The organism is Chryseobacterium sp. MFBS3-17 (genome assembly GCF_020687745.1).
GTDB lineage: Bacteria > Bacteroidota > Bacteroidia > Flavobacteriales > Weeksellaceae > Marnyiella.
In genome coordinates this window covers 277485-302102 of sequence record NZ_JAJEWK010000010.1, presented here as the reverse complement: position 1 = coordinate 302102, position 24618 = coordinate 277485, and the positions used below count along the sequence as shown (strand labels likewise).

Here is a 24618-nt window from a genome sequence, read left to right as displayed (position 1 = left end):
GTATACGGCGGCTTCTTCTGAAGCCGCCGTTTTTTATTTTCTGAATGCCAGAGGATATCTGACGTTTTTGTATTGGTCCAGATCGGCCTTCAGAGAGCCTACAGCCAGTTCAGCTTTTACCGATACTGGCACGTGATTCTGGTCATTGGTTACCCACAGCGTTACGCCTTCCTTGGCTTTAAACACTCTTCCGCTTTGTACCAGCGGGATGATTTTCAGACATTCTATGCGCCCGAATTTAGTATTGATGGTTTCCACGCCCACCACGCGCAGCTGAAAAGGAAACATCTCATCGTCAATCCAGATATTCATATTCTTTACGGTTCCTACTTTCAGTTCAGACTGCTCCATGGCGCGCAGATGATAAAAGGCAGAAAGCATATCCTGCACGCCTTTCACAGATTTCAGTACTTTAGAGCCATTGGCCGGAGTTTTCTTGTCGGTTAAAATCAGGGTGTTGTTCTGATGGTTAAATACCGTTTCCAGATGCTGGCTGTAACCACCTTCTTTTACGTTTCTTACATAAAAACTGGGCAATCCGGTTTCGTAATTAATGAAACTTTCATACAAGTCATCTACCCGGAAAAAAGCCCGCACGGCACCTGTAGTTTTTCCCGTACCTTTGACATATAGATGAGGTTGTCCTTTATAAGTTGTTTTAACGGCAGTGAGATTGGCATTGCCGGCAGTAAGCAGTCCGTAATGGATGCGGTAGGTGAGGGACTCACCGGAGTTGATCTTGTCCAGCCTTTGACCCGAAACGGTCATACAAAAAAATATCAGAAAAAGTGAAATAATATTTCTCATGGATTGAGTTTTGCAAATTCTCTGCCACAAAGATAAACGCTTTAGCCTTTACCACAATGACAGATAGCTGCAGGAAGTTTTTTGCTGAGACCAATTCAAGCATCCTTAAGGTCAGAAACGGGGTCTTAGGAGTACTTTCAGTGCAGAAAACACGATAATTATCAGTTCTCCCAGCCCAAATTACGCGGCTGCTCATGAAAAGACCTACGCAATTATTTCGTATTTTTGCACTGTTTTTTGACCAATTGAATAATAATACATTAATGATTACTACCGATTTACTTATCATAGGCGCAGGCCCTACAGGCTTATTTGCCGTTTTCGAAGCAGGTTTACTGAAGATTAAATGCCACATTATTGATGCCTTGCCGCAACCCGGCGGTCAGTTGCAGGAACTGTATCCCAAGAAGCCTATTTTTGATATCCCGGGTTATCCTACAGTGAATGCCGGAGAGTTGGTAGATAATCTGATGGAGCAGATCAAACAGTTTCAGCCAGGATTTACACTGGCCGAAACAGCAGTATCGCTTACAAAAGTGGATGACGACTGGTTTGAAGTGGTGACCAATAAAGGAACTGTACACCGGGCCCGCGCGGTAGCCATCGCCGGGGGACTTGGTACTTTTTCGCCCAGAAAACCTGAGCATCTGGAGAATCTGGCGAAATTTGAGGAAAATGGGGTGGAATATTTCGTGAAGGAACCGGAACATTTCAGGGATAAAAAAGTGGTGATCGCCGGTGGTGGAGATTCTGCACTGGACTGGAGTATTTTCCTGGCCAATGTGGCGAGTGAAGTGACCCTGATTCACCGAAGAAATGAGTTCCGCGGTGCACTGGATTCGGTGGAGAAAGTACAGGAGCTGAAGAATGCCGGAAAACTGAAACTCATCACTCCTGCAGAGGTTACCGCGCTGAAAGGTGATGACCATCTGCAGGGAATTACCGTAGATGTGGAAGGTGAAAGTATGGATATAGAAACCGATTATTTCATTCCGTTGTTTGGTCTGACGCCGAAGTTGGGAGAAATAGCAGACTGGGGTCTGGAAATTGAGAAAAATGCCATTAAAGTAAATAATGCATTAGATTATCAGACCAATATAGAAGGCGTATATGCCATAGGTGACATCAATACCTATCCCGGAAAACTCAAACTGATTCTGTGCGGTTTTCACGAAGCGACACTCATGTGCCAGAGCGTGTACAACCGGATGAATCCCGGTAAAAAATATGTGCTGAAGTATACTACCGTAAGCGGTGTAGACGGTTTCGACGGAAGCCGGAAAGAAGCCGAGAAAGCAGTAGTGAAAAAGATAGATTAACCTGACCTGTAAGTAATAAAAGCATGTCTTTAGATATAAGCCTGAAAATAAAAGACCGCAACGGAGAAGTGCACCAGGTGGCTGCCCCCACAGATATGTCCATGAACCTGATGGAGGTGATTCGTTCTTATGAACTGGCAGAAGAAGGAACCATTGGCGTTTGCGGTGGTATGGCCATGTGTGCATCTTGCCAGGTATATGTAATCAACGAAGTAGAAGGACTCCCGGAAATGGGTGATGAAGAAGATGCGATGCTGGCCGAAGCATTCCATGTACAGGATAATTCCAGACTGGGTTGCCAGATTCATATCGTCCCGGAACTGGACGGCCTGGAAGTAGAGATTGCACCATATCCGTAAGGTTTTAGAAAAAAAAATACTGATCCGTCTCCCGCTGAGACGGATTTTTATTTCCCAGGCGTGAGCTATAAAATACAGGATGTATTTTGACAGTTTCGTAAGCGAAGCGAAAAAAAACAGTTTTTTTAGCAAAAATCACATGCGTGGGAATTGCAATGATGCCTCTTTAGATTTTTACTTTAAATAAACAAGTAAAGTACTGTGGGTCAGCAGATGGGCGTTTTACAAATACATACGCGATAGTTGCTGTTGTTAACAGAAATTTTCCTTATGGTGCTGATCCATAGAATATTTTTTTAAAATAGCAAGTTCAAAAATTGCAATAAGATAAGGATTTAAATGTATTTTTGTGCGGAGATGATTCAAACCGGAATCGTTTTTTCAGAATTCCGGATGAATTTGGATGTTAAGTTTAAGCTGTTTTTCTCATATTTTTATATTTAATAATTCTTAATCATAATGAGTTATTATTTTTAAAATAATATTATAGGTATGGATGTGCAACCCGAACATACTGAGCTGGCCGTTTTCTATAATACAGAGAACTTCTACAGTCCGGATCCCAAAAGCCGCCACCGGCTGAATCCGGCACCTTCAGGATTGAAAAACTGGAACCCTGCCCGTTTTGAGAATAAACTGAAGAAGGTGGCTCATGTGTTTGAACTAATGAAGGAGGATTTTGGGGTTTTGCCCATGATGGCAGGACTCTCCGAGGTGCAGGGAAAACTTGTAGTGGAAAAACTGATGGATGAACCGGTATTTGGCGGGCGGTTCGGAATGGTGCATTTTGAATCGATGGACGAGCGCGGCGTGGATGTGGCACTGATCTATGACCGGCTGAAGATTGAAATCATCAGTGCAGAGCCGGTGAGTTTTTTCTTTGCCATAGACGAAGATAAGGAATCGGACCGGTTTGATACGACCCGTGATGTATTGCAGGTCAAACTGCGGTATCAGGATATGGTCATGCATGTCTTTGTGTTTCATTTGCCGTCTAAAAGAGAAAAAGATGTGAATCACCCCAAGCGGAAACTGATCATCAAAGAAATAAATGAACGCATCCGGAAAATAAGAACGGAAACTGACGAAGCGGTTCTGATTATGGGTGATTTTAACGAAAATCCGGATGAAGATAATGTAAAAATTCTCCTGAATAATAACGATCTGGCCATCGGAATCCGAAATCCTTTTCAGGCGCTTTTTCAGCAGCAGCAATATTCCACCTTTCACCAGAGATCCGGTTTGCTGTTTGATCAGATGTTGTTGTCCAAAGATTTTTTCGGTGGTACAGCAGCTTTACGGTTTCAGCAGGCGGGCGTTTTCAGCCATTATAAACTGAAAAGCTGGGACCGGAAGTTCTCGGACAGACCGTTTCGCACGTATGCCGGCACCCGGTATCTGGGAGGATACAGTGATCATTTCCCGGTGTATGTACATTTTACAAAAATATGAATGGAAGTAAATATAATATATCTAGAAGTAAAACTGAAGTAAAAAACGAAAACTTAAAAATGAAACAAGCTACAACCATAGGGTACGAACTTGACGCTGTAGACAAAAAAATTATTCATATGCTGATGGATAATGCCAAAACTTCCCTGGCACACATCGCAAAAAATGTGGGTATTTCTACTACAGCAGTGCATCAAAGAATCAAAAAACTGGAACATGCAGGAGTCATAGAAAATTCTGTCTCTTTCCTGAATCCGCGTAAGATTGGTTACAAGGTGGTTTCTTTCATTGGCGTAGATCTGGAGCAACCCGGGCATTATGCAGATGCAATTAAATCCCTGAAAGAAGTAAACGAAGTGGTAGAAGCGCATTATACTACAGGAAATTATACCATTTTTCTGAAAGTACTGTGCAGGGACAATGATCATTTGATGCAATTGCTGGGCAAAATGCAGAAACTGAAAGGGGTAACCCGCACCGAAACATTTATCTCCCTGGAGCAAAGCATTAACCGACAGTTAAAGGTATAATATTCCTGTATCACAATTATATTTAACAAATCATCAGCCACAACTGATGATTTTTTCTGCTGTACTATTTCTCACGTCATGCGGTAACCGGTACTTTTAAATCTTTAACGTACTTTTGCATCATCAAAATTGATTTTATGAACATTAACCTATATCTGGATTCTACTTATCTGAAGACCCCTGCTCAGTCCGGGTTGTCTGAAGCAGAAACCCTGAACGTTGTTTTGCAACTTACAGATGAAGCCATAGCACACCATATTTTTGCGGTCATGATCCGCCCGGATTATGTGAAACAGGTGAAGGATTACCTCGCCACAAAGAATACAGATGTGAAAGTGGGCACCGTCATTGGCTTTCATGAGGGAACTAATGCTACCGGCACCAAATTGCAGGAAGCAGAGAAAGCCATTGCTGCAGGGGCAGATGAACTGGATTTTGTGCTGAATTACGAAGCATTTAAAAACCGCCAGATGGATCTGGTAAAAGATGAGGTGATTTCCTGCACGCGTCTCTGTCTGAAACATGGTAAAATTGCCAAATGGATTATTGAAATCGCAGCGCTTACCGATGAAGAGATTTCAGAAATTACCCGAAATATTTCCCACTGGATCACCACAGAATTTCCGGGACAGGAAGAAATGGTATTTGTGAAATCTTCTACGGGCTTTTATCAGACGGAAGGCGGAAAGCCAAACGGCGCCACCTTTGAGGGGATTGCCATTATGCTGCAAAATTCGGGGAAATTACCGGTGAAAGCTGCAGGCGGTGTGCGTACGCCGGAGGATGCAGAAAAAATGATTCAACTGGGTGTGAAGCGCATCGGGACTTCATCTGCAGTAGCCCTGCTGCGCAATGAGGAATCGGGAGGCGGTTATTAATCAGGGCAAGAACGATATAAAAATTCCGGAGTACAATTGCTCCGGAATTTTTTATGCAAAAGTATTTTCCTGATAGAATTGTCTGGCTTCACTGATGAGTACGTCCATTTCTTCCAGTGTGAAAATTTCCAGAAACTTGCGGCGCCACTCCTTGAAATGCGGAATTCCGCGGAAATAATTGCTGTAATGTTGTCGCATTTCTATAAGTCCCAGGCGTTCGCCTTTCCACTCTGCGCTCCATTCTGCATGCTGACGCACGGCGGTAAGCCGGTCTTCTATGGTGGGTTCCGGAAGGATTTCGCCGGTCGCAAAAAAATGCTTGATTTCGTTGAAAATCCACGGATACCCTATCGCACCACGACCAATCATGATTCCGTCACAATCAAATTTCTCTTTATACTCCAGAGCTTTGCGCGGTGAATCAATATCGCCGTTTCCGAATATGGGAATTTCAATATTCGGGTTGTTCTTAATGCGTGAAATATGCTCCCAGTCTGCCTCGCCCTTGTACATCTGAGCGCGGGTTCTGGCATGGATGGTGAGGGCTTTGATGCCTGTTTCCTGCAGTTTTTCGGCTACTTCGTCTATATTAATGCTCTCAGTGTCCCAGCCCAGGCGGGTTTTCACCGTGACCGGCAGGTGGGTAGACTGTACCACGGCTTTGGTAAGACGAACCATCAGGTCAATGTCTTTCAAAACACCGGCTCCTGCTCCTTTGCAGACCACTTTTTTTACCGGACAGCCAAAATTGATGTCCACCAGATCCGGATTTACCGTCTCTACAATTCTTGCCGACATGGCCATTGCTTCTTCGTCGCCACCGAAAATCTGAATGCCCACAGGTCGTTCATAATCAAATATATCCAGTTTTTTTCTGGATTTAATGGCATCCCGGATCAGTCCTTCAGACGAAATAAATTCCGAATACATCAGATCCGCACCATGCATCTTGCACAGCCTGCGGAAGGGCGGGTCACTCACATCCTCCATGGGCGCAAGCAGCAGCGGAAATTCCGGGAGTTCTATATTGCCGATTTTTACCATTTTGCAAAGATAATTCTTTTAATTTTTCTATCCTGCATTTTATGATAATGCCCGTGGGCAGTTACCAAAATCATCCCTGGATTATTGAAGATATTTTTCGCGGTCAGGATTCTGATGCCACTCAAAGGATGTCATTAAAATAAAAGTTAAAAACTGGCCTTCAGCTGCATGCTGCCAATGTGGATGGTCCGGTCTCCGGAGTTCCGGCCTTCGTAATTCACATCCAGCGTGATAAAGGAATTGATAGCCTGCTGAAGGTAAAGACTCCACAGTTGGTTTTTGCCCGGTTTCAGACCGTCCAGCATCTGGTTGCCCACAATGGTAAAACTGTTGCCCTCAAAGGTATTGTTGATGAAAGAAAAGTTTCCGCGGATGGATGTTTTTGCCTTTTCCCACTGCAAGGATCCGGTGAGATCAAATGTTTTCAGATGTTCGGCACCATCGGTTCTGTTCTTTTCCCGTAAGGCTGCCGAAAGTTCAGCTTCCATGCTGTCTGAAAATTTGTAGGTGGCCTTTGGCTTGGTTTCAAAATTTTTCAGCATATAATCCCGGGTATCAAACATCTGCGAAGCATTTTCAATTTGATGAAGGGAGTTTTCCCAGTCAAAACGGAAATTTTTGGTAATCCAGTAGCCTATATTCAGGAAATGGGAAGTCTGCTCCCGTTCTTCATTGCTGAAGTTGGCATTCACCAGATTGTCATTGGCAATAAACCGGTAACTGCCGTTCCAGCCGGATGCATCTGTGGGATTGAACTGTGCAGAGGCCAGGAAATTTTGATTTTTAAGAATCTGAAGGTCATCTTTCCGGAACGGACTCAGCACCAGAACCTGATCTTCTTTTAAATAAGAATTCTGAGAATTAAGGGAAATATTGAAATTCCATCTTTTCAGGAAAGCGTTTTCTGAGTTGAATACCACGCTGGGATTCACAAACAGTGCCAGTTGCAGTTTGTTTTTGTTGGAGGGAATATAGTTTACAGAATTGGTGTAAATCCGGATGTACTGTGCCAGATCTGCATATTCTGCCACTTCGAACTCATCCAGCTGCTGTACGCCGTCGCCGTTGTAGTCGGTCCATTTGTAGATGCCCTGCCCGTCGGTCACCTTAATGTACTGGAACTCCCGTTGCGCTTCCTGCCCGTTGCCCAGTTCGTAGAAGGCTTGAAGCCGCATTCCGTTGTTGAAGAGTTGCTGATTGTACAGGATGTTACCGATGACGAAATCGTTGTTCAGCTGTGCCAGTAAATCCTGATTCTGATAGTGGAATTTCCGATAGTGCACCAGTGCATTCAGGGTGGTGCGCTCGGTTTTGATGAGCTGACTTTCCAGCACGGCGCCCAGAATGTGGTTCATGTCTTCCAGACGTTCGTTGCGAATGGAGTCATTATCCCGGAAATATATTTTGGCCGAAAGTTTAGTTCTGGTGGAATCGCCGATTCTTTTCTGCGCAAAAACTTCCTTCCAGCTGAAACTGGTGACATCAAACAAGCCGGTTGCATTAAACTTTTTCACATTGTGTTCCAGGCTTCCCCCTACAGCCCAACTGCCTTTTTCACCGGTATATTCGGACACTACAGCGCTGCGGATGAATTTGGTATCCTGTACTTCAGCTTTGGTGTCCAGGTATGAAAAATTTCCTTTGGTGTCAAATTTACCTTTAATCCAGCCAAAATCCAGATCGTTTTTAAAACCTTTGTAGAAGTCTTTTTCATCCAGAAAATTGGCCCGGTAATTCAGGAAAGAGCGGTTGTTCCAGCGGTTCAGGAAGCTGGCAATAAAGCGGTTCTGGGTACGGTGGTTGAATTCATTGACGAGGTTAAAATCCCGTGAAAATTCCACATCATTAATCCGGTCCAGAATATGAAAGCGGGCATTGATGTGCTGATATTCAAAGGCCGGAGTTCCCTGCCACTGATTGCGGCTAAAGGTTTTGTTTCCATAAATTCGGGCGGCATAACCGGTGTTTTCCCGGGAATCTTTAGACGAGAAAAGGTTGATGTCATAATTACTCAGCGAGACGTCGGTGCCTATTTTTCCATCCCTCAGCAGGTATTCTGCGTGGTAAGAAAATACCTGGGCTTTCTGTGGCGAAGGCAGTTTGCGGACCGCCCGGTACTCACCCATATTCGGACCCATATACTGGAAAACACGGCCGTTGTTGGTGGTCTGCGCCAGGGTATAGTCGCCCAGATTAGTGCCAAAGTAAGTAAAGGCTACCTGATAAAGGGTTTGGGTTTCGTCTGTGGAAAATTCGTAATAATTGCCGTTGGGATCGGGTACCAGCCGGTAGAGGATTTTATTCACATCATATTCCGTAATCACACCGGATGGGGCGTACATCAGATCGGGATTATTTCCGGCATTCACGAGAACCTGCTGGTCTTCCTCGCTGAGGTTCAAAGCCAGAGGCGCATTTTTGTTGTCCTGCTCCAGAAACCAGTTCAGTCCGGTGCGGAACCGCTCTCTTTCATGGCGTATAGATCCGGTGAACAGGTAGCGGGAGTAATTCCGGTTGGTGTAATTATAGGAGATGGTGATGAAATTCTGTCTGAAAATAGGCCGGAAACTGGTGAAGGTGATTTCGCCGGTATTGTAGTTTACGGTATAATCCTGATTTTCCCCACGTTTCATCAGAATGCCGTCTATGAAAACCTGCTCGGAGCCGGAAATGACGGTGATGAAATTCTCGCCGTTCTTCCCGGTAAGCCGGTATGGTCCCTGGTTGCCTTCTATTCCCTGAAACCGGATGCGGTGAAATTCACTGCGGGCCACGCCGCCGGCCACATTCAGGAAGGTTTTGTTTTCCTGGCCGAAAATGGTTTCAAACTGCAGACCCATGCTCCGGCGCTGATACCTGCCAAAGTACGTGCTTTCGTCCACCTGATCCAGATGTCCGGCCCGCAGAATATTGCGCTCTTTGATGTTGAGCTGCATATAGATTTTATCAAATTCCTCCAGCGTCTGCGTATAGCCGTCGGCTTGTATGGGCAGGTTGTGGTCTGATATGCTGGCAAGAACCGTGACCTCAGGCGCCAGTTTTCCGGAAATCTGTAAATCCATGGAAGATTGTACAGAAGAACCCTGATTGTTCCCGAATGTGACCCCGCGAATAATGGAACCTTTGGAATTGAGTTCGCCCAGAAATTTCTGGCGGTCGTTTTTTACCAGCACGGCTTCGTCTATCACGATGCGGTTCTGGGTGCGGATAAAGTCCAGGGTGTCTTTCGTGAAAATATCATGTTCCAGCTTAGAAGCAAGGATGGAATCTTTTTTTTGTTCGCGGAGTGAATCTGCCGGCAAATTCGGGTTTTTCCAGGTGAAAATCTGGGCATTGACTGTGGCAAAGCCTGTAAGCATCAGGAAAAAAAGAAAATAGCGGAACACCGTGCAATACAATAAAATGAGGGTGTAAATGTAACGAAAATATAAATCAATTATTTCTCTCTTTCATTAATGAATCAATAGTGGCTAAAAGCGCAAAAAGCTCTGATTTTTGATAAAAAATATTCATCATTGCATAATATTTCTTACGAATTATGTAAATGTATTGGCACGGTATTTTCATTATAATACCTACCTTTTACTGGTTAAATTACTGATTTTTATCATGTTGTGGTAATGCCAGCGGGTGGGCTTGGTGCTTCATAATTGTGGTTTTTATTAACAATAATTTAAAGTGCAAAAATTGCCCGGGTGATTTTAAATTTTGTATTTTTGCAAAAGATATTTCAACGAAAATAATTTAAACCCTTTCATATTATGAAAAAGATTTTTACAATTTTAGGAGTAGCTGCTATGGTAGTAGCAGTAAGTGCGCAAGGTTCGGAAACCTTTACCTCTCAGACAACTTTAACCTCAAGTTATGCTAATGGGACTTTTACTGGTGAAACCGCTGGTGTAACAGTAAACTTTCAACACAGTAGAGATGAAGGTCTTGGTACCTCGGACGATTATTCTATTAATGGTAAAGGGATTATGCTTCGTAGAGTAGACGAACAAAGTTTTGTGGAGTTTGTTATTCCTAATGGAGTAGGTCAGTTTTCATTTAATTACAGAAAAGCTTTTACAGGAGGAACTAATAATAGAGTTTTAGCTGTATTCGTTAATGGTGTAGAAGGTCCTGCAACTGCTAATTTTGGTGCTGCTGGTGCAGATCCAACCGTTCACACTTTGGTGACTTCAGTAAATCAAGCGGGTCCTGTGACTATCAGAATTTCATATCCTACCGGAACTTCTACTGGTAATAAGCAAGTTACAATTGATGATGTACAATGGTCTGCTAATGGCTCAACATTATCAGTTACAGATATTACTGCGGTTAAGTCTAACTTCGTGAAAAACACTCAGGTAACAGATTTCATTCATTTCGGTTCTAAAGCAGATGTTAAAATCTACAACATGAACGGACAGGTTGTGAAAACAGCTAACGTATCTGATCGTGCAGCTCTTGACGCTTCTGACCTGACTCCAGGTATGTACATTGTTACAGGAACTGTAGAAGGAAAAGCAGTATCTCAGAAAATCCTTAAAAAATAATTCATCTCAAAGATGAGTACAAGGCTGTTCAGAAATGAGCAGCTTTTTTTGTGGGTTGAAATCAGGTATTGGTGGGCACGGGTTATTGGACTGTTGAGGTTTAACGGTGATCAGGCATTGTTCAAGCAGCTGATGTCGGCCTTAAAATTCAATGGTAAAGGGGCAGGTCTGAACAGAATCCCGCAGCATTGCTTCATTGCTCCATTGCTCCATTGTTCCATTGTTCCATTGTTGGATTGCTTTATTGTTACATTGTTACATTGTTACATTGTTCCCTTGCATCAATACCAGCCGCGGCGCAGCGTATTAATCACCGCATTCAGGTTCAGAACCAGGGTGAAGCGGATGCGCTCTGCATAATTTCTGGCAGCAGGTTCAAAACCCAGACTGGAATACACCGGGAGATAGACTTCCAGAAAATCGGGGATAATGCGCACTTTTACACCACTGTCCCAGATGAATTTCGGATCGGTATTCTTGTTTTTGTACACACCCGCATCTGCATAAATATTGAACATTTTCCAAACGTGAGAATCTGCATTCAGTGCGGTAATCCATTGGTTGGCCGTACCGTCTATCCTGGATTTAAATCCGCCATCAGCCAGAATAAACTGCTGCGAAAGCAATCCGGTGGTGGCACTTTGCCCGATAAGACCGTAGGAAAATGAATAATTGGAAACCCTAGAAATCCCGAAGTCAAAGATATCATTCCGCGTGTCGTTATTCAGGAAATACCCGCCGAATAGTCTGAAGGCAATCTTCTTATTGGGTGCATATTCATAGCGGTAGGAGGCTTCTGCAGCAATTTTGGTGAAATCCTGCATGCCCTGGATGTACGCTCCGAAACTGCGTTCATGAATCAGCTGGTTGTTGGTATATCCGTAGTTTGCACTCCACAGATTATAGGTGTCATATTCCCGGTTCAGCACCATTTCCGGAGTCACATCCTTGTCGTAATGATTCAGCGAAATTCCCACCCGTCTGCTCACGGCACTGCGCGGATTTTTGGCGAAATGCATGACCGCGCTGGTTCCAAATTTACGGTAGCTCAGATGGTGGTCATAATGGAAGTACGAACCGGAAAGCCCGATGTCCAGACTCTGAAAAAAGCTCTCAGCAGGCATGATGGAGTAGGTAACCCCGCCCGATCCGGTAAGTTTCCCGGTTCCCGTGCTGTAATAAGGTGTGAGGGAATAGGCAAATTTGTGGCTGAAAAGCGATTCGTTCCGGAAATTGAGTCCCAGCAGCACATTGTCATAAGCATTAAAGCTCAGTCGCGGATTCAGGTAGATTTCATTGTATTCATAATTCGGAATATCCTTAATGAGCTTGAATCTGATTTTTTTTGTGTTGGAGAATACTCCGCGCGTGTACAGGTAATTATCACGGTAATTTTTCTCCGGAAAGAAATGACCACTGTTGATGACAATTTTCTGTGCATCGGCTTCGGGTACCACATAAAAATCTGCAGACGGCCGCTCCGGAGTGCCAAACCAATGGGTGCGGGTTTCGCCTTGCGGTGAAATGGTTTCCAGTTTGAAGGGCACCGGGTCTGCCGTGTTTTTCTTCACTTTTACCAGCAGATTGCCGTCTTCGCGCTTAAATTTTTTCACATTGAAATTCACCCGGTGTTTCCGGGCAATCATTTTTTCCAGAAACAGGGACGAGTACTGCGAGTTTATGGCCAGCTGATCCAGGAAATCTCCGGTATCAATCTGCTGGTTTTGATTTTTTCTGATGTATGCGGTCAGGAAATTTTCAAATGCATCCGTGCCCATTTTCTCGGCCACGAAATTGAATAAACTCCCGGTCTCAAAATTACTGATGATCATCTGGTTGAAATTGCTGAGGTCTTTAAAGTCGCCATCAATTTTCTGATCCAGATTCTGAGTCATCATGTATTGATAGGCGATGCCGTATCGTTCTGCCAGTTTCAGGCGCGATGCATGGAAAAGTTTCAGCGGTCTGACCCCGAAAATCCTTGCTTCGGTAAGCTGCCCCAAAAGTTTGTAATCTCCGTAATTTTTCTTCAGATACTGGAGTTCCAGATAGGTTTTGATACCGTTTTTAAACCAGTGATCTTCCTCTTTATGGCTTATCATTTCCTGCTCCACCACTTTTTTGGAGATGATGCTGAAATAATTCAGATCCGTATTTTCGGCCGCTGTGAACAGGGGAAATCTGAACTTCCAGAATTCAATATCATCATTCCCGAAAAAATCCTCCTTCTTCCGGAATTTCTCCGAAATGAAAATTTTGGCCGGCCTCAGGCCTGTTCGGCGGTAAATAAAATCCAGATGCAGAGGAAGATAAAATTCCAGATGGGTCCGCTCTTCCGGCGAGATGTGATAGCCGAAGTCTACCAGAACCGGCGCAGCATCCACATTGACCACAATCCGGGAATAATTCTGTGCAGAAATAAGTAATTCGGGATCTCCTTTTAGTACTCCGGAGAAATAATTGGGTTGCTGTTGTATGAGATTACTTTTGGAGTAATAGTTTGCCGGTAAATCCAGATTGATGGTCCAGTAAATACTGTGGCTGCCGGTTTCTTCAATGTCCAGATACTTTCTGGCGGAGTTTCCGGAGGTGGCAAAGCCATCCGGTACCGGGAAAAAGTATTTCAGTGTGATGTTTTTCTCCGAGGTTCCGTATCCGGTGAAGTTGGCCAGCGGCAGTTGCAGGGTGTAATCCACCTGAAGAATGGCACGGTGACCGGGTTGCAGGTCTTCCGGAAAACGGACGGGCAGGTTTTCAGATTTTGTGTTGAACGGATCTGCGGCAGGCTGACCGTTTACGGTTATGCTGAGATTGTGAAGTGCGCCCAGATCTTCAGGTGCTGCAAAATGCAGATTCTTGTTCCGGTCTTCAATTTTCCGGTGATAGAGACCGGTGTCGCGGTTCTGGTAAGCGGCCGTCCAGTTCAGCAGGGTGGTCTGCGAAAGAGGCGTTGCAGTCTTGTTGTGGTAAATGATTTCCTGGGAAATGTGCAGGGTGCGGCGGTCTTCGGCAAGCCGGGCTTGCACGTAAATACTATCCTGCTGTGCCGGAATCAGCACAAAATGGAGCAAAAACAATAAGATTCCCGGTATTTTCTTCAAAATTTTTTAAAAATCAAATATATAATATTGTTCGGTAAAAATCCGAATGGGGTCAGAAATAAATCAATAAAAAAAGCAGAACCGAAAGTGTTCCGGTTCTGCTTCGTGATGATAAATGATAGGAAAATTATTTTTCTGTCAGCTCAAAATCTCCTTTGATTCTTACCTGATCGCTGATCATGGCTTCCGGGAAATTAGGACCTACATTGAAGTCGGATCTGTTGATGGTAGCAAGTACCTGGTATCCGTGTGTTTGTTTTTTGTTCATCTGGTTGATGGTGGAACCTCTGTATACCAGTACCACAGATACGGGTTTGGTAACACCGTGCATGGTCAGGTTTCCTTTCACATTATAATAGTTTTTCTGATTCCCTTTGGCAATAGAGGTAGAGGTGAACGTCATTTTCGGATACGTGGCTACATCAAAGAAATCTGCACTTCTCAGGTGATTGTCTCTGGCTTCAATGTGCGTGTTGATGGAGTTTACATCTACTTCAAACTGCAGGGTAGAGTTTACAAAGTTCTTCTCATCTACATTGATGGTTAAATTTGCAGTGTCAAAGTTACCCGTAATGTCTGCTACTGTAAGGTGAATTACAGAAAACTGGATTCTGGAGTGCGCCGGGTCATTTACCAGGACTTTTTGTGCAAAAACGCTTACAGTAAACAGGGTAAGCATAAGGAATGATAATACTTTTTTCATTGGTTTAAATTTTGGATGAATTATTTTTTATTGTTTCTGTTTGATGATGCAAAGTTAGTACGGCAGCACCGGTTGCGGATTGATGTAGGATAAGAAATGATCTTTTCTTAAAATTAGTTGCAGTTTCCGTCTGTGTCGCAGGCATCCCCTTCAATAATCTGCAGGCCTTTGTCGCCGGCTTTATATTCGGCCCATGCTTTCTCCAGAATTTCCAGGAATAACTCGGGTTGCTGTGCGCCGGATGCACCATATTTATCATTAAACACAAAAAACGGAACAGCGTTAATGCCCAGTTTGGCCGCCATTTGCATGTCCTGATTCACGAGATACGCCATTTCATCGGAGTTCAGCGCTGCAGTCAGTTCTTCTGTAGTGATGCCGTGAGTTTCTGCAATTTCAGTCAGAACGGTCACATCATCTATATTTTTGCCTTCCACAAGTTGTGCTTTGAATAAGGCTTCTTCTATTTCGCTTGATTTATTTTTGGTTTTAGCCAGCTGAATGAGGATGTGTCCTTTCAGGGAATTGGCTACTTTTTGATTTTCAAAATCAAATTCTATATCCACCTCTTTTCCGGCATTCCGCACATGGCTGAACATCTGATCGGTCTGAGCACGGGAAACGCCCTTGGATTTGCCGAAATAATCATAAAAATTTTCATCTTCCCGGGTCTTCAGAGAGGGATCCAGCTGGAAGCTGTGCCATTCTACTTCTACTTCAGCCGCGTGGGGAAACTGTGCCAGGGCTTTTTCAAATTTTTTCTTGCCCACAAAACAAAAAGGACAACGGATGTCGCTCCATATATTCACTTTCATAAGGTACTTTTTTTAGATTTTAAGGCAAAGTTATTCAATTCTACATCCGGAACCCTTGATGTATGGTAAGAACAGCCTTTCCGGACCGACCCATATGGCCAGCCCGGAAAATAAATGCGCATTACAATTACAAACGGAAAAAACTACACTCGGAATTTTCCCCGGAAACCCCGTGCAGCATAATAAGACTCTGCACCATTGTGGTAAATGAACACCGTTCCATACCGGAAGTCCCCGAAAATAGCTCCGCCGGCCTTACGGATGCCCGCCGGAGTCCGGAGCCAGCTGGACGTTTTCTGATCAAAAGTTCCCAGTTCCTGTAGCGCACGGTAGTCTTTTTCACTCAGCAATTCTATTCCCATTTCCGCTGCAGTTTCCATGGCAGAACTGGCCGGCTTGTGTTCCTTGCGTTTTTCCCATGCCGCGCGATCATAGCACAAACTGCGCCGTCCTTTCGGACTTTCGGCAGCGCAATCCACAAAAAGGAACTCGTTATTTTTGGCGTCAAAATCCACTACATCAGGCTCGCCGCCGCTGGCTTCCATGGCCGACAGCGTTTTCAGGGCGTCGGGTTTTGCATTCAGTCTGGTCAGGACATCTTCCCATAAAATTGCGGGATGGCGCTCCTGGTTCGCATTGAATCTTTTTTCAAGGATCATCAGTAAATCTTCCGGTGTAAAATCAGGTGTACTCATTTTCTTTATTTATCATCAAAAATAATGAATTTCATTTTTTTGTTGCACGAATCTTCAGAAATTCTATGCACCCGGCATTGCCGGAAAATATGTACTTTTGTCTCCATAAAGCCTTGTACAACTATGATTACCGTTTTATCTGATCAGTTTTCGCTGGTTAATTCCTGGATCAATGAACTCCGCAATACCGAAATTCAGACCGACCGCATGAGGTTCCGCCGCAATATGGAACGGATTGGTGAAATTGCGGCCTTTGAGATTTCGAAAGGTCTGGAGCAGAAAGAAACAGAAATTACCACTCCTCTGGATAAAATTACCGTGCGTGAAATTGCGGTGCAACCGGTCATCACCACGATTCTGCGTGCAGGGGTACCGCTGTTTCAGGGAATTCTGAATTATCTGGATCAGGCAGACTGTGGTTTTGTGGCTGCGTACAGAAAGCATGATGCCAATGATTATTTCTCCATCAAACAGGATTACCTCACCTGCCCGAATATAGACGGAAGACCGCTTATTGTGGCAGATCCCATGCTCGCAACCGGTGCCAGCCTTATAGAGGCCATTAAGGATTTGCTGAACCACGGCCGCCCTTCACAGCTGCATATTGTAGCGGCCATCGCTTCCCGCCAGGGGCTGGAAACCATTCAGAATGCTTATCCGGAAGCCAGAATCTGGGTGGGCGTGGTAGATGAAAGCCTTACGTCTAAGGGTTATATTACCCCGGGACTGGGGGATGCCGGCGATTTGTCCTACGGCGAAAAATTACAGCGCTGATTTCTGAAATCCCCAGAATTCATCCATTTCCTGAAGAATCACTGCAGGATCTGCTGCTTCCAGCGGGTGTTTCAAGTCCGGCAGTAATTTGAAAACGCCGCCGGAAATGGCGCGGGCAGCGGCTTCGCTTTCCTCGCTGGTGACCATATGATCCAGTGAACCGAGCATGATTTTCACCGGTACCGCAACCGAAGACAGTGTTTGTGGGGTAAGTGGCGGATGATTGCCCAAATCCCTCATCAGGACTGCCACAGACCGTACCAGATTTTTCCATGCATGTCCATGAAGTTGCTCCAGCATTGCAGCAAACTTCGGAATCTTCTCTTCCATACGTTCCGGATCCAGCATCTTTTCTTCAGCGGCAGCAATTTCCGGAGTCCAGTGTAATTTGGTGCCCAGTGTGATGACAGAATCTACCTTTTCCGGGTTTCGCAGGGCATAATTCAGCGCCACGTAACCGCCCATGCTGTGCCCGAACAAATGGACTCGGTCCAACTGTTCACGTTCTATGAGTGCGGATAGTTCATCAATATAGTGATGAATGGTCAGGGGTTCGGTGGGCAAAGGCAAGCCGCCATGCCCTGAAAATAAGGGTGTAAAAACTTTGTGGCCGGCGCCGGTTTCCGGTACATACGCCTCAAAATGGCTGGTGTGACCCAGCGCACCATGCAGCAGAATAATATTTTTCATACTGCCGAAATTACAAAAATACTTCCATCAGACATCTACCGCAATCACCAGAACCGATACTTTATTGCCCGGATTCTTCAGAATCTCCCATGCAACAGAACTCATGGTATTGCCGGTGGTATAGACATCATCAATCAGCAGCACATGCGTATTCTGTAAATTCTCTGCCAGCGAAAACAGATTAGATGTGGTGCTTCTCTGGGCTTTTTTCTTTTTTGCCTGGGCTTTTTTATAAAAATTACGCTTCACCACTGCAGCATCATGCGGAATGCCGTACTGCGAAGCCAGTGTTTCTGCGAAAAGATGAAGCTGGTTGTAGCCGCGCTCCTTCAGTTTCCGGGGATGCAGCGGAACGGTCACCATCAGATCCGGCGGTTCAGCAGGCATGGTGATCCGGTCTGCAGTCCATTCGGCCAGTTTCTTCCCGATGCGCTCCCGGCTGCCGTATTTCAGCTGATGGACAATTTTCCGGCTCAGATTTTCGGCTTCAAACTGCATCAGCGCTGCGGCATACTCCACAGGAAAAAGCAACTGGCACCGCTGTTTCAGCACATTTTCTTCATCAAATCGATGGTGGGTGAAATAAATCTGGTCAAAACACAGTCCGCACACCAGCTCACTGCCCTCTATAATCCGGTGGCAATGCAGACATCTGTTGGGAAAAAGCAGATCCAGAATCATAGGTTAAAGTTAAAATTTTTAGCCATAAAAATCCCGTAGCTGCGATTTTCTTTTACTTGGGCGTGTCTTCACCGGGCTGCGGCCTGCGCAAAAGACCGCGCTTTCCGTTGCAATTCCTCGGTCCACAGCTCAGTCCGGCGCTTCCTGCGGGATTTCCACTGCAATCGCTCACGCAGGTTACGGGAGGTCAAAGGCCGGCGTGTTTCGTCTCTCAACTTTGTATATCTTTGCAAAATGATACGCATTACCAAAATTTTCACCTTCGAAACGGCGCACGTCCTGTATAATTATGACGGGAAATGCAAAAACATGCACGGACATTCCTATAAACTATTTGTTACGGTAAAGGGCATTCCCGTAAATGACCTGCAGAATCCGAAAAACGGAATGGTGGTGGATTTTGGGGACATCAAAGAAATTGTGAAGTCAGAAATCATCAGTCTCTGGGATCATGCGGTGCTCATTAACAGCAACTCGCCACATCTGGAACTGGGACAGGATCTGGAATCCAGAGGTCACAAGGTGATTTATTGCCCTTACCAGCCTACCTGCGAGAATATGCTGTATGATATTGCAGATAAGGTCCGGGCCAGACTGCCCGAGCATGTAGAACTGGCTTATCTGAAACTGCACGAAACAGAAAATTCCTACGGGGAATGGTTTGCAGAAGACAATCCAATCTCATAATCCGCTGATTTTCTATACCATATCGCTTCATGAAGATTACCCTGGAACCTCATAAAAAAGTTTATTTCGCCTCAGACCAGCACTTTGGCGCGCCTACACCTCGGGAAAGCAAGGTGCGGGAAGAGAAATTCATCCGCTGGCTGGATGAGATTAAAAAAGATGCACAGGTGCTTTTCCTGATGGGTGATTTGTTTGATTTCTGGCATGAGTGGCACCATGTAATCCCCAAAGGCTATGTGCGCGTACTCGGAAAACTGGCAGAACTGAAAGATTCCGGGATTGAACTGTATATGTTTGTGGGGAACCATGATCTGTGGATGAAAAATTATTTCGAGGATGAAATAGGATGTACGGTTTTCTTCGACAAGCAGTTTTTTGAAATCAATGGCAAGCGGTTTTTGCTGGCGCACGGAGACGGACTGGGTCCCGGCGATAAAGGCTATAAGCGGATGAAAAAACTTTTTACCAATCCGCTGGCGCAGTGGGCATTCCGCTGGCTGCATCCGGATATTGCCATGAAGGTGGCCATATACCTTTCCACCAAAAACAAAATGATTTCCGGTGAAGAGGACAAAGCTTTTTTGGGAGAAGACAAAGAGTATCTCATCATCTATTCCAAAGCCAAACTCAGGACAGAGAAAATAGATTTTTTCATTTACGGACACCGCCACCTGCCCATGATGCTGGATCTGCAGGAAGGAGAACATCACGCCAAATACATCAACCTGGGCGATTGGATTTCCTATTTTACCTATGGTGAATTTGCCGGAGAAACTTTTGAACTGAAAACTTTCGTTGCCCCCCAAAAAACAATATAGGACAGTCTTTTCTGCCGAAAATATACCGCACTTACAGACAAAAAAGCATTGAAAAACATTTTTAACATATCATCCCAAGCAGCATTCCGGGAACAATGCCTTGCGGTGTTCAGGTATCAGTACCAGCATGTGGAAATTTACCGCAGATTTTGTGATTACCTCCACACAGATCCAATGAAGATGGATTCCATTGAAAAAATTCCGTTTCTGCCCATTGAAATGTTTAAAAACCATCAAGTTCTGGATGAGAAATTCAGTCCGAAGCATTTTTTTCAAAGCTCCGGAACGACACAGACGGTACGATCCCGGCATTATCTTGCAGATTTTGATTTATATGAACAAAGCATCGGGAAGAGTTTTTCACAGTTTATAGGTCCGCCGGAAGATTATGTTTTTCTGGGCTTGCTGCCCAATTATTCCGAGAATCCGCACGCTTCCCTCATCTATATGGTAGATTTTCTGATGAAAAAATCCGGGAAACCGGAGAACGGTTACTATTTATACAACCATGGGGAATTGCGGGATTTGCTCGCCTCGCTGCGGCATCAGAAAGTGTTGCTCTTCGGCGTGTCATTTGCCCTGTTGGATTTCCTGGATTACTGTACAGAAAACCATGTGGAACTTCCGCAGAATCCACAACTGACCATTATAGAAACCGGCGGCATGAAAGGAAGGAAAGAGGAAATGACGAAAGACCAGCTGCTCAGTATACTGCAAAAAGGCTTCCGCAGTGAACGCATTTTTTCTGAATATTCCATGACTGAATTGCTGTCTCAGGCCTATTCTACCGGCGAAAATATCTACTATTCGCCCGATTGGATGCGGATATTGATCCGCAACACGGAGGATCCGTTTGCTTATATGCCGGCGGACCGTACGGGTGCCATTAACATCATAGACCTCGCCAATCTCCACTCTTGCGCATTTATTGCCACTCAGGATCTGGGAATTTTGCATCACACAGACCTTGCGCACAGCATACATCCGGCTTTTTCGGTGGTGGGGCGCATTGATCATTCAGACATCCGCGGCTGCAGTTTGCTGGTGTCGTAAATAAAGCTCCGGAATCCGGAGATTCTGAACGTTTTTAGAGTACTGCAAAATCCTGATTCTGCAGTTTTTCCCTACCGCCGAAGGCTTTTATGATTTCAAAAATAATGAATATATTTACCAATACAAACCGACGAAGGAGGTTCGCCGATTCCATTAAAAATAATAAAAAACAGAGAGGCAAAGACCATTTTGACAAGCGAGAACAAAGTGCAACTTTGGGCGAAGATTGGGAGCGAAGCTCGGTGCGGCTAAGCTATAAAGATGATGGCTACCAAAACCCGCAGGTAACAGATAGTAATGATTTTTATCCTTTCGGGATGAATTTTATAAGAAACGAAGAAGAAGAAGCCGTTTTTGGTGTGGGATCTTACCAGAATTATAAGTACAATGGCAAAGAACTGCAAGAGACGGGAATGTATGATTATGGCGCAAGGTTCTATATGCCGGATATTGGAAGATGGGGCGTGGTAGATGCGTATGCTGAAAAATACACAAACAATAGCGGGTATAATTATGCCATAAATAATCCTATACGTTATATCGATCCTGATGGAAATTATATTCGAATTTATTATGGGACTAATAATCAGCATAGTTCTGATTATACATATCAAAAGGACAGAGACTATTCGAAATTAAATATGCCAGATTATTTGACAGATACTTATAAAGTTTTAGATGCTCTTTATGAAGCATCAAATATAAATATCGATGGTAAGGATGTTAATCTAATTCAAAGTTTAATTGAAAACCCAAGGGAACTTTCTATATTCGATAATCATAACGATAAGACATTTACTGATTTCGGTTGGGGAAAAACAAAGGATGGAAAATTTGAACCATCAACACATATTGGAGCTCTTAATTTTAAATCTAGAATGGGAGTATTGTTTGATGATAAAAATGATTTAAATTATGAGGATTTGAAAGCAAAATATGAAAAGAACGATTTAAAAGGTTTAAAAGTTGCAACTCCACTTCATGCATTAGGCCATGAAATTGGCCATGCTTATGGTCATGCTACCAATCCTAGTGAACATGCGGTGAGACAGAACGATCTTTCTACTCGAAAAGGTTCACCATATTTTAGAAATGCTGAAGAGAAAAGAGTAAATGGTATATCTCAACAAATAGATATGAATCTGAAAAAAGTCTATCCAAATATCATTATACGGAAGAATCACCGTGCATATCCCGTTCCTGTAACTAGTCCTACCTCAAATATTATAAAATCCAAGTAAAATGAAAAAACTGATTACCGCAATTCTTGTCACTATTTTACCAATCATTATATTTAATACAAAGTCTGCTGATTCACAAAATACTGATACAAAAGTTATTAAATTTATGTATTCAAGAGATCATGCTGCTGATTATGGGGAAAAAATGTTTTGGGCGTACGAAGATGAGCATGCTTATATGTACCAGCATGCAATTGATATTAGGGCTAGAGTTAGTAATCTACTTAAGTCTAATTCCAAATCATTTAAAGATCATAACTATTGTTTTTTAATACCTAACTCGAAAGGCAACGATACAGTTTATGCGGATTTTAGTTTAAAAGCTTGGATTATAAAAAAAGATGGTAAAAGTGAGTATTATTACGATGAAGAAGGAAATCTTGCAAGAGATTTAAGAGCTAATTATTCTTTTTTTAAAGATTGTTGGTAGTCACCGCTCCCGCGAAATAAAATTCGACTGTGTCAATCCCTTCGCGTGGTTATGGCAGAACAGATAGACAATCTTTCCTACACCTACACCGGCAACAGGCTGAACACGGTTACAGATGCATCTGCCAATTACCAGGGCTATCCTGATACCTCCGGAATCCCAATGACCTATGATGCCAATGGCAATATGACCCAACATGAGGATAAAGGAATTCTGAATATCAGTTACAATTTTCTGAATTTGCCAACTCACCTCATTTTCAATGATTTTGTAATGAGAGGTGGTGGAGACAGTGGTGGCAGAAGCTATGGGGTTAATAAAACCACAGATTATACCTATCGTGCAGATGGTACTAAGTTGCAAAAGAAACATTTGTTTTTTACCGGACAATTACAAGGATATGACACTATAGAAACCACCGACTATCTGGATGGCTTTCAGTACTCACACACCACAGGTGGTGACCCCGGTTCAATATTTCCCCAAGGTTTACAATTTGTACCCACCGCGGAAGGCTACTACAATTTTGAAAATAATACGTACATTTACCAGTATAAAGACCACCTGGGAAATGTACGAATTACGTATTATTCCGGTAATGGCGGCGCAGAGATCATTAAAGACAATCAGTACTATCCATTTGGGCTTAGCCATTATGTAAACGAATCAGGATATGCAGGAAACAGAAGCTACCAATACCAATACAACTCCAAGGAATATCAATCAGACAGTGGAATGTATGACTATGGTGCGAGATTCTATATGCCAGATATTGGAAGGTGGGGTGTGGTGGATCCACTGGCGGAAATTTACAGACGTCATAGTCCATATAATTACGTAGTAAATAATCCTATTAGATTTATAGATCCGGATGGTCGTGGTGTTGCTGATATTAGGATAAATGGTGGAGCTTCCGATAAGGCACTAGCGGAATTACAAAAATCTGCGGGTACTGATATTACACTTTCACGAGACGCTACGACAGGAAATGTTACTTACACCCAAAACACTACAGGAGCTTTATCGGGTAATGCATCAGAAGTGGCAAAAATTATTAATGATCATTCGGTTTTAGTTAATGTGGCGGCTGAAAACACACTTACTACTAGTAGTGGTGCTACTCATAATGGAGGAGCTTTTTTAGGTAACTCATTAGACTCTTCCACAGGAATTGTTACTGCGGAACAAGCAATTAATCCAGAAATATTGGGAAGAATGGGTGATTTTGCCAGCAAGCCAGGAGAAGGTGTATTGCATGAAGTTTCAGAGGCATACGAAGGAAGCTTGATATCTAGAACTGAAAGTAATTTTGTCGGACCTGCTACCCAAAGTGATGCACTAGATCCCACAAGTGTTTATTCTCGAGCCCATAACGCAGCCGTTAAACAACCAGGAGGAAGTCTTGAAATTTACTACATGACAAATGATGGATTAATTTTTAAAAACCCAACAGGACTTACTACGGGGACTTCGGGTACAAATGTTCAAAAAGCTCAATTTATGTCAAGTGGTAGAATAATTTTTACAAAATATCCAGATGGAACATTTACACCATATTAAAAAGTACATTCCTCATTTATTTATTTTTTGTTTCTTGGGATTGCAGGTTAGTTGTATTGCCAACAATGCAATTGTAAATACAGAAATAAGCAACAAGGAAAATTATACCGTGTATAAAATTGATTCAATTAACAATTACTATCTGATTTATTTAAATTTTAAAGAGAAGAATTATAAAGTTATTTCAAAAAAAGAATTAACAACTAAATGTGAAATAATTAAACAAGGAGATCAGTATAGTTACTTTAATCTCGAAAGAATAATCAAACCTGAAGACTATATACCTAAAAACGTAAAAACAGGAAGTCCTTTAGAGTTTGTGCCAGATTGTATTAAATTTGATGAGCAAACAGAGATATGCAGAGATAGAGGCATGGATAATATATACAGTACTCCAAATTTGATCGGGTTGTGTTACAAGGCTCCCAGCTCCCTCTAACAGA

23 protein-coding genes are annotated in these 24618 nt (G+C 43.5%); 14 read left to right on the top strand and 9 right to left on the bottom strand.

The genetic code is table 11. The features are described 5' to 3' along the window. Nucleotides 1-33: 33 nt before the first annotated feature. The gene (locus tag LKO26_RS09190) at nt 34-768 is read right to left on the bottom strand and encodes a DUF3108 domain-containing protein (protein WP_410681583.1); all 735 of its coding nucleotides are present in this window, start codon (nt 766-768) and stop codon (nt 34-36) included. Between the two features lie 302 nt (nt 769-1070). Here LKO26_RS09190 and LKO26_RS09185 point away from each other — a divergent pair, with 302 nt between their 5' ends. The 5 genes from LKO26_RS09185 to deoC all read left to right on the top strand — a co-directional run bounded on the left by LKO26_RS09185 (nt 1071) and on the right by deoC (nt 5345). Next, on the top strand, nt 1071-2126 hold the full coding sequence (locus LKO26_RS09185; RefSeq protein WP_227587573.1) for an NAD(P)/FAD-dependent oxidoreductase: 1056 nt from the start codon (nt 1071-1073) through the stop codon (nt 2124-2126). A gap of 23 nt (nt 2127-2149) precedes the next feature. Next, the gene (locus LKO26_RS09180; protein ID WP_227587557.1) at nt 2150-2485 is read left to right on the top strand and encodes a 2Fe-2S iron-sulfur cluster-binding protein; all 336 of its coding nucleotides are present in this window, start codon (nt 2150-2152) and stop codon (nt 2483-2485) included. A 492-nt stretch (nt 2486-2977) separates the two neighbouring features. After that, entirely contained in the window at nt 2978-3937 is a 960-nt protein-coding gene (locus LKO26_RS09175; protein ID WP_227587556.1) for an endonuclease, read from the top strand. A gap of 59 nt (nt 3938-3996) precedes the next feature. Then, on the top strand, nt 3997-4467 hold the full coding sequence (locus LKO26_RS09170) for an Lrp/AsnC ligand binding domain-containing protein (protein WP_227587555.1): 471 nt from the start codon (nt 3997-3999) through the stop codon (nt 4465-4467). Nucleotides 4468-4604: 137 nt separating this feature from the next. After that, a complete protein-coding gene (deoC, locus tag LKO26_RS09165; protein ID WP_227587554.1) occupies nt 4605-5345 on the top strand; it encodes a deoxyribose-phosphate aldolase in 741 nt (246 codons plus the stop codon). A 51-nt stretch (nt 5346-5396) separates the two neighbouring features. Here deoC and dusB read toward each other — a convergent pair whose 3' ends face one another. Beyond that, on the bottom strand, nt 5397-6389 hold the full coding sequence (gene dusB / locus LKO26_RS09160; RefSeq protein WP_227587553.1) for a tRNA dihydrouridine synthase DusB: 993 nt from the start codon (nt 6387-6389) through the stop codon (nt 5397-5399). Between the two features lie 146 nt (nt 6390-6535). Then, complete coding sequence (locus tag LKO26_RS09155) at nt 6536-9748, bottom strand: hypothetical protein (protein ID WP_227587552.1); 3213 nt, start codon at nt 9746-9748, stop codon at nt 6536-6538. A gap of 402 nt (nt 9749-10150) precedes the next feature. On the opposite strand from LKO26_RS09155, the gene LKO26_RS09150 reads away from it, so the two are divergent. Continuing rightward, nucleotides 10151-10927: a T9SS type A sorting domain-containing protein gene (locus LKO26_RS09150; protein ID WP_227587551.1), complete on the top strand. Its 777-nt coding sequence runs from the start codon at nt 10151-10153 to the stop codon at nt 10925-10927. A 281-nt stretch (nt 10928-11208) separates the two neighbouring features. On the opposite strand, the gene LKO26_RS09145 is transcribed toward LKO26_RS09150, so the two are convergent. The 4 genes from LKO26_RS09145 to LKO26_RS09130 form a co-directional block, all read right to left on the bottom strand. Next, nucleotides 11209-14028 carry an aminopeptidase gene (locus LKO26_RS09145; RefSeq protein ID WP_227587550.1) on the bottom strand — a complete coding sequence of 940 codons (2820 nt, stop codon included), beginning with the start codon at nt 14026-14028 and terminating at the stop codon, nt 11209-11211. Between the two features lie 127 nt (nt 14029-14155). After that, on the bottom strand, nt 14156-14731 hold the full coding sequence (locus tag LKO26_RS09140; protein ID WP_227587549.1) for a YceI family protein: 576 nt from the start codon (nt 14729-14731) through the stop codon (nt 14156-14158). Nucleotides 14732-14844: 113 nt separating this feature from the next. Further along, nucleotides 14845-15546: a DsbA family protein gene (locus LKO26_RS09135; protein WP_227587548.1), complete on the bottom strand. Its 702-nt coding sequence runs from the start codon at nt 15544-15546 to the stop codon at nt 14845-14847. Between the two features lie 143 nt (nt 15547-15689). Continuing rightward, nucleotides 15690-16241: a DUF4256 domain-containing protein gene (locus LKO26_RS09130; protein ID WP_227587547.1), complete on the bottom strand. Its 552-nt coding sequence runs from the start codon at nt 16239-16241 to the stop codon at nt 15690-15692. Between the two features lie 123 nt (nt 16242-16364). On the opposite strand from LKO26_RS09130, the gene upp reads away from it, so the two are divergent. Next, nucleotides 16365-17015, top strand: a complete 651-nt coding sequence (gene upp / locus LKO26_RS09125) for a uracil phosphoribosyltransferase (protein ID WP_227587546.1) — start codon at nt 16365-16367, stop codon at nt 17013-17015. On the opposite strand, the gene LKO26_RS09120 is transcribed toward upp, so the two are convergent. Both LKO26_RS09120 and LKO26_RS09115 read right to left on the bottom strand, forming a co-directional pair. After that, complete coding sequence (locus LKO26_RS09120) at nt 17004-17705, bottom strand: alpha/beta fold hydrolase (protein WP_227587545.1); 702 nt, start codon at nt 17703-17705, stop codon at nt 17004-17006. The two genes, upp and LKO26_RS09120, sit on opposite strands and share 12 nt — an antisense overlap. 27 nt (nt 17706-17732) lie before the next feature. Beyond that, on the bottom strand, nt 17733-18386 hold the full coding sequence (locus LKO26_RS09115) for a ComF family protein (RefSeq protein ID WP_227587544.1): 654 nt from the start codon (nt 18384-18386) through the stop codon (nt 17733-17735). A 234-nt stretch (nt 18387-18620) separates the two neighbouring features. On the opposite strand from LKO26_RS09115, the gene LKO26_RS09110 reads away from it, so the two are divergent. The 7 genes from LKO26_RS09110 (at nt 18621) to LKO26_RS09080 (ending at nt 24614) form a co-directional block, all read left to right on the top strand. Then, complete coding sequence (locus tag LKO26_RS09110) at nt 18621-19073, top strand: 6-pyruvoyl trahydropterin synthase family protein (protein WP_227587543.1); 453 nt, start codon at nt 18621-18623, stop codon at nt 19071-19073. A gap of 29 nt (nt 19074-19102) precedes the next feature. Continuing rightward, nucleotides 19103-19891, top strand: coding sequence for a UDP-2,3-diacylglucosamine diphosphatase (locus LKO26_RS09105; protein ID WP_227587542.1), 789 nt, complete (start codon nt 19103-19105; stop codon nt 19889-19891). A 48-nt stretch (nt 19892-19939) separates the two neighbouring features. Beyond that, entirely contained in the window at nt 19940-20944 is a 1005-nt protein-coding gene (locus LKO26_RS09100) for an acyl transferase (protein ID WP_227587541.1), read from the top strand. 104 nt (nt 20945-21048) lie between these two features. Then, a complete protein-coding gene (locus tag LKO26_RS12775; protein WP_317206381.1) occupies nt 21049-22185 on the top strand; it encodes an RHS repeat-associated core domain-containing protein in 1137 nt (378 codons plus the stop codon). Nucleotide 22186: 1 nt separating this feature from the next. Next, on the top strand, nt 22187-22615 hold the full coding sequence (locus tag LKO26_RS09090; RefSeq protein WP_227587540.1) for a hypothetical protein: 429 nt from the start codon (nt 22187-22189) through the stop codon (nt 22613-22615). 51 nt (nt 22616-22666) lie between these two features. Beyond that, nucleotides 22667-24175, top strand: a complete 1509-nt coding sequence (locus LKO26_RS12770) for an RHS repeat-associated core domain-containing protein (protein ID WP_317206380.1) — start codon at nt 22667-22669, stop codon at nt 24173-24175. Beyond that, a complete protein-coding gene (locus LKO26_RS09080) occupies nt 24153-24614 on the top strand; it encodes a hypothetical protein (RefSeq protein WP_227587539.1) in 462 nt (153 codons plus the stop codon). The genes LKO26_RS12770 and LKO26_RS09080 overlap by 23 nt, the downstream gene beginning before the upstream one ends. Nucleotides 24615-24618: the final 4 nt, after the last annotated feature.

Bases quoted from the DNA above. Each gene is read 5' to 3' on its own strand.
- LKO26_RS09170 (WP_227587555.1), top strand. From the start codon at position 3,997: ATGAAACAAGCTACAACCATAGGGTACGAACTTGACGCTGTAGACAAA.
- LKO26_RS09110 (WP_227587543.1), top strand. From the start codon at position 18,621: ATGATACGCATTACCAAAATTTTCACCTTCGAAACGGCGCACGTCCTG.
- LKO26_RS09090 (WP_227587540.1), top strand. From the start codon at position 22,187: ATGAAAAAACTGATTACCGCAATTCTTGTCACTATTTTACCAATCATT.
- LKO26_RS12770 (WP_317206380.1), top strand. From the start codon at position 22,667: ATGGCAGAACAGATAGACAATCTTTCCTACACCTACACCGGCAACAGG.
- LKO26_RS09175 (WP_227587556.1), top strand. From the start codon at position 2,978: ATGGATGTGCAACCCGAACATACTGAGCTGGCCGTTTTCTATAATACA.
- LKO26_RS09190 (WP_410681583.1), bottom strand. From the start codon at position 768: ATGACCGTTTCGGGTCAAAGGCTGGACAAGATCAACTCCGGTGAGTCC.
- LKO26_RS12775 (WP_317206381.1), top strand. From the start codon at position 21,049: ATGAATATATTTACCAATACAAACCGACGAAGGAGGTTCGCCGATTCC.
- LKO26_RS09130 (WP_227587547.1), bottom strand. From the start codon at position 16,241: ATGAGTACACCTGATTTTACACCGGAAGATTTACTGATGATCCTTGAA.
- deoC (WP_227587554.1), top strand. From the start codon at position 4,605: ATGAACATTAACCTATATCTGGATTCTACTTATCTGAAGACCCCTGCT.
- LKO26_RS09080 (WP_227587539.1), top strand. From the start codon at position 24,153: ATGGAACATTTACACCATATTAAAAAGTACATTCCTCATTTATTTATT.
- LKO26_RS09155 (WP_227587552.1), bottom strand. From the start codon at position 9,748: ATGCTTACAGGCTTTGCCACAGTCAATGCCCAGATTTTCACCTGGAAA.
- dusB (WP_227587553.1), bottom strand. From the start codon at position 6,389: ATGGTAAAAATCGGCAATATAGAACTCCCGGAATTTCCGCTGCTGCTT.
- LKO26_RS09140 (WP_227587549.1), bottom strand. From the start codon at position 14,731: ATGAAAAAAGTATTATCATTCCTTATGCTTACCCTGTTTACTGTAAGC.
- LKO26_RS09120 (WP_227587545.1), bottom strand. From the start codon at position 17,705: ATGAAAAATATTATTCTGCTGCATGGTGCGCTGGGTCACACCAGCCAT.
- LKO26_RS09135 (WP_227587548.1), bottom strand. From the start codon at position 15,546: ATGAAAGTGAATATATGGAGCGACATCCGTTGTCCTTTTTGTTTTGTG.
- LKO26_RS09185 (WP_227587573.1), top strand. From the start codon at position 1,071: ATGATTACTACCGATTTACTTATCATAGGCGCAGGCCCTACAGGCTTA.
- upp (WP_227587546.1), top strand. From the start codon at position 16,365: ATGATTACCGTTTTATCTGATCAGTTTTCGCTGGTTAATTCCTGGATC.
- LKO26_RS09115 (WP_227587544.1), bottom strand. From the start codon at position 18,386: ATGATTCTGGATCTGCTTTTTCCCAACAGATGTCTGCATTGCCACCGG.
- LKO26_RS09105 (WP_227587542.1), top strand. From the start codon at position 19,103: ATGAAGATTACCCTGGAACCTCATAAAAAAGTTTATTTCGCCTCAGAC.
- LKO26_RS09180 (WP_227587557.1), top strand. From the start codon at position 2,150: ATGTCTTTAGATATAAGCCTGAAAATAAAAGACCGCAACGGAGAAGTG.
- LKO26_RS09150 (WP_227587551.1), top strand. From the start codon at position 10,151: ATGAAAAAGATTTTTACAATTTTAGGAGTAGCTGCTATGGTAGTAGCA.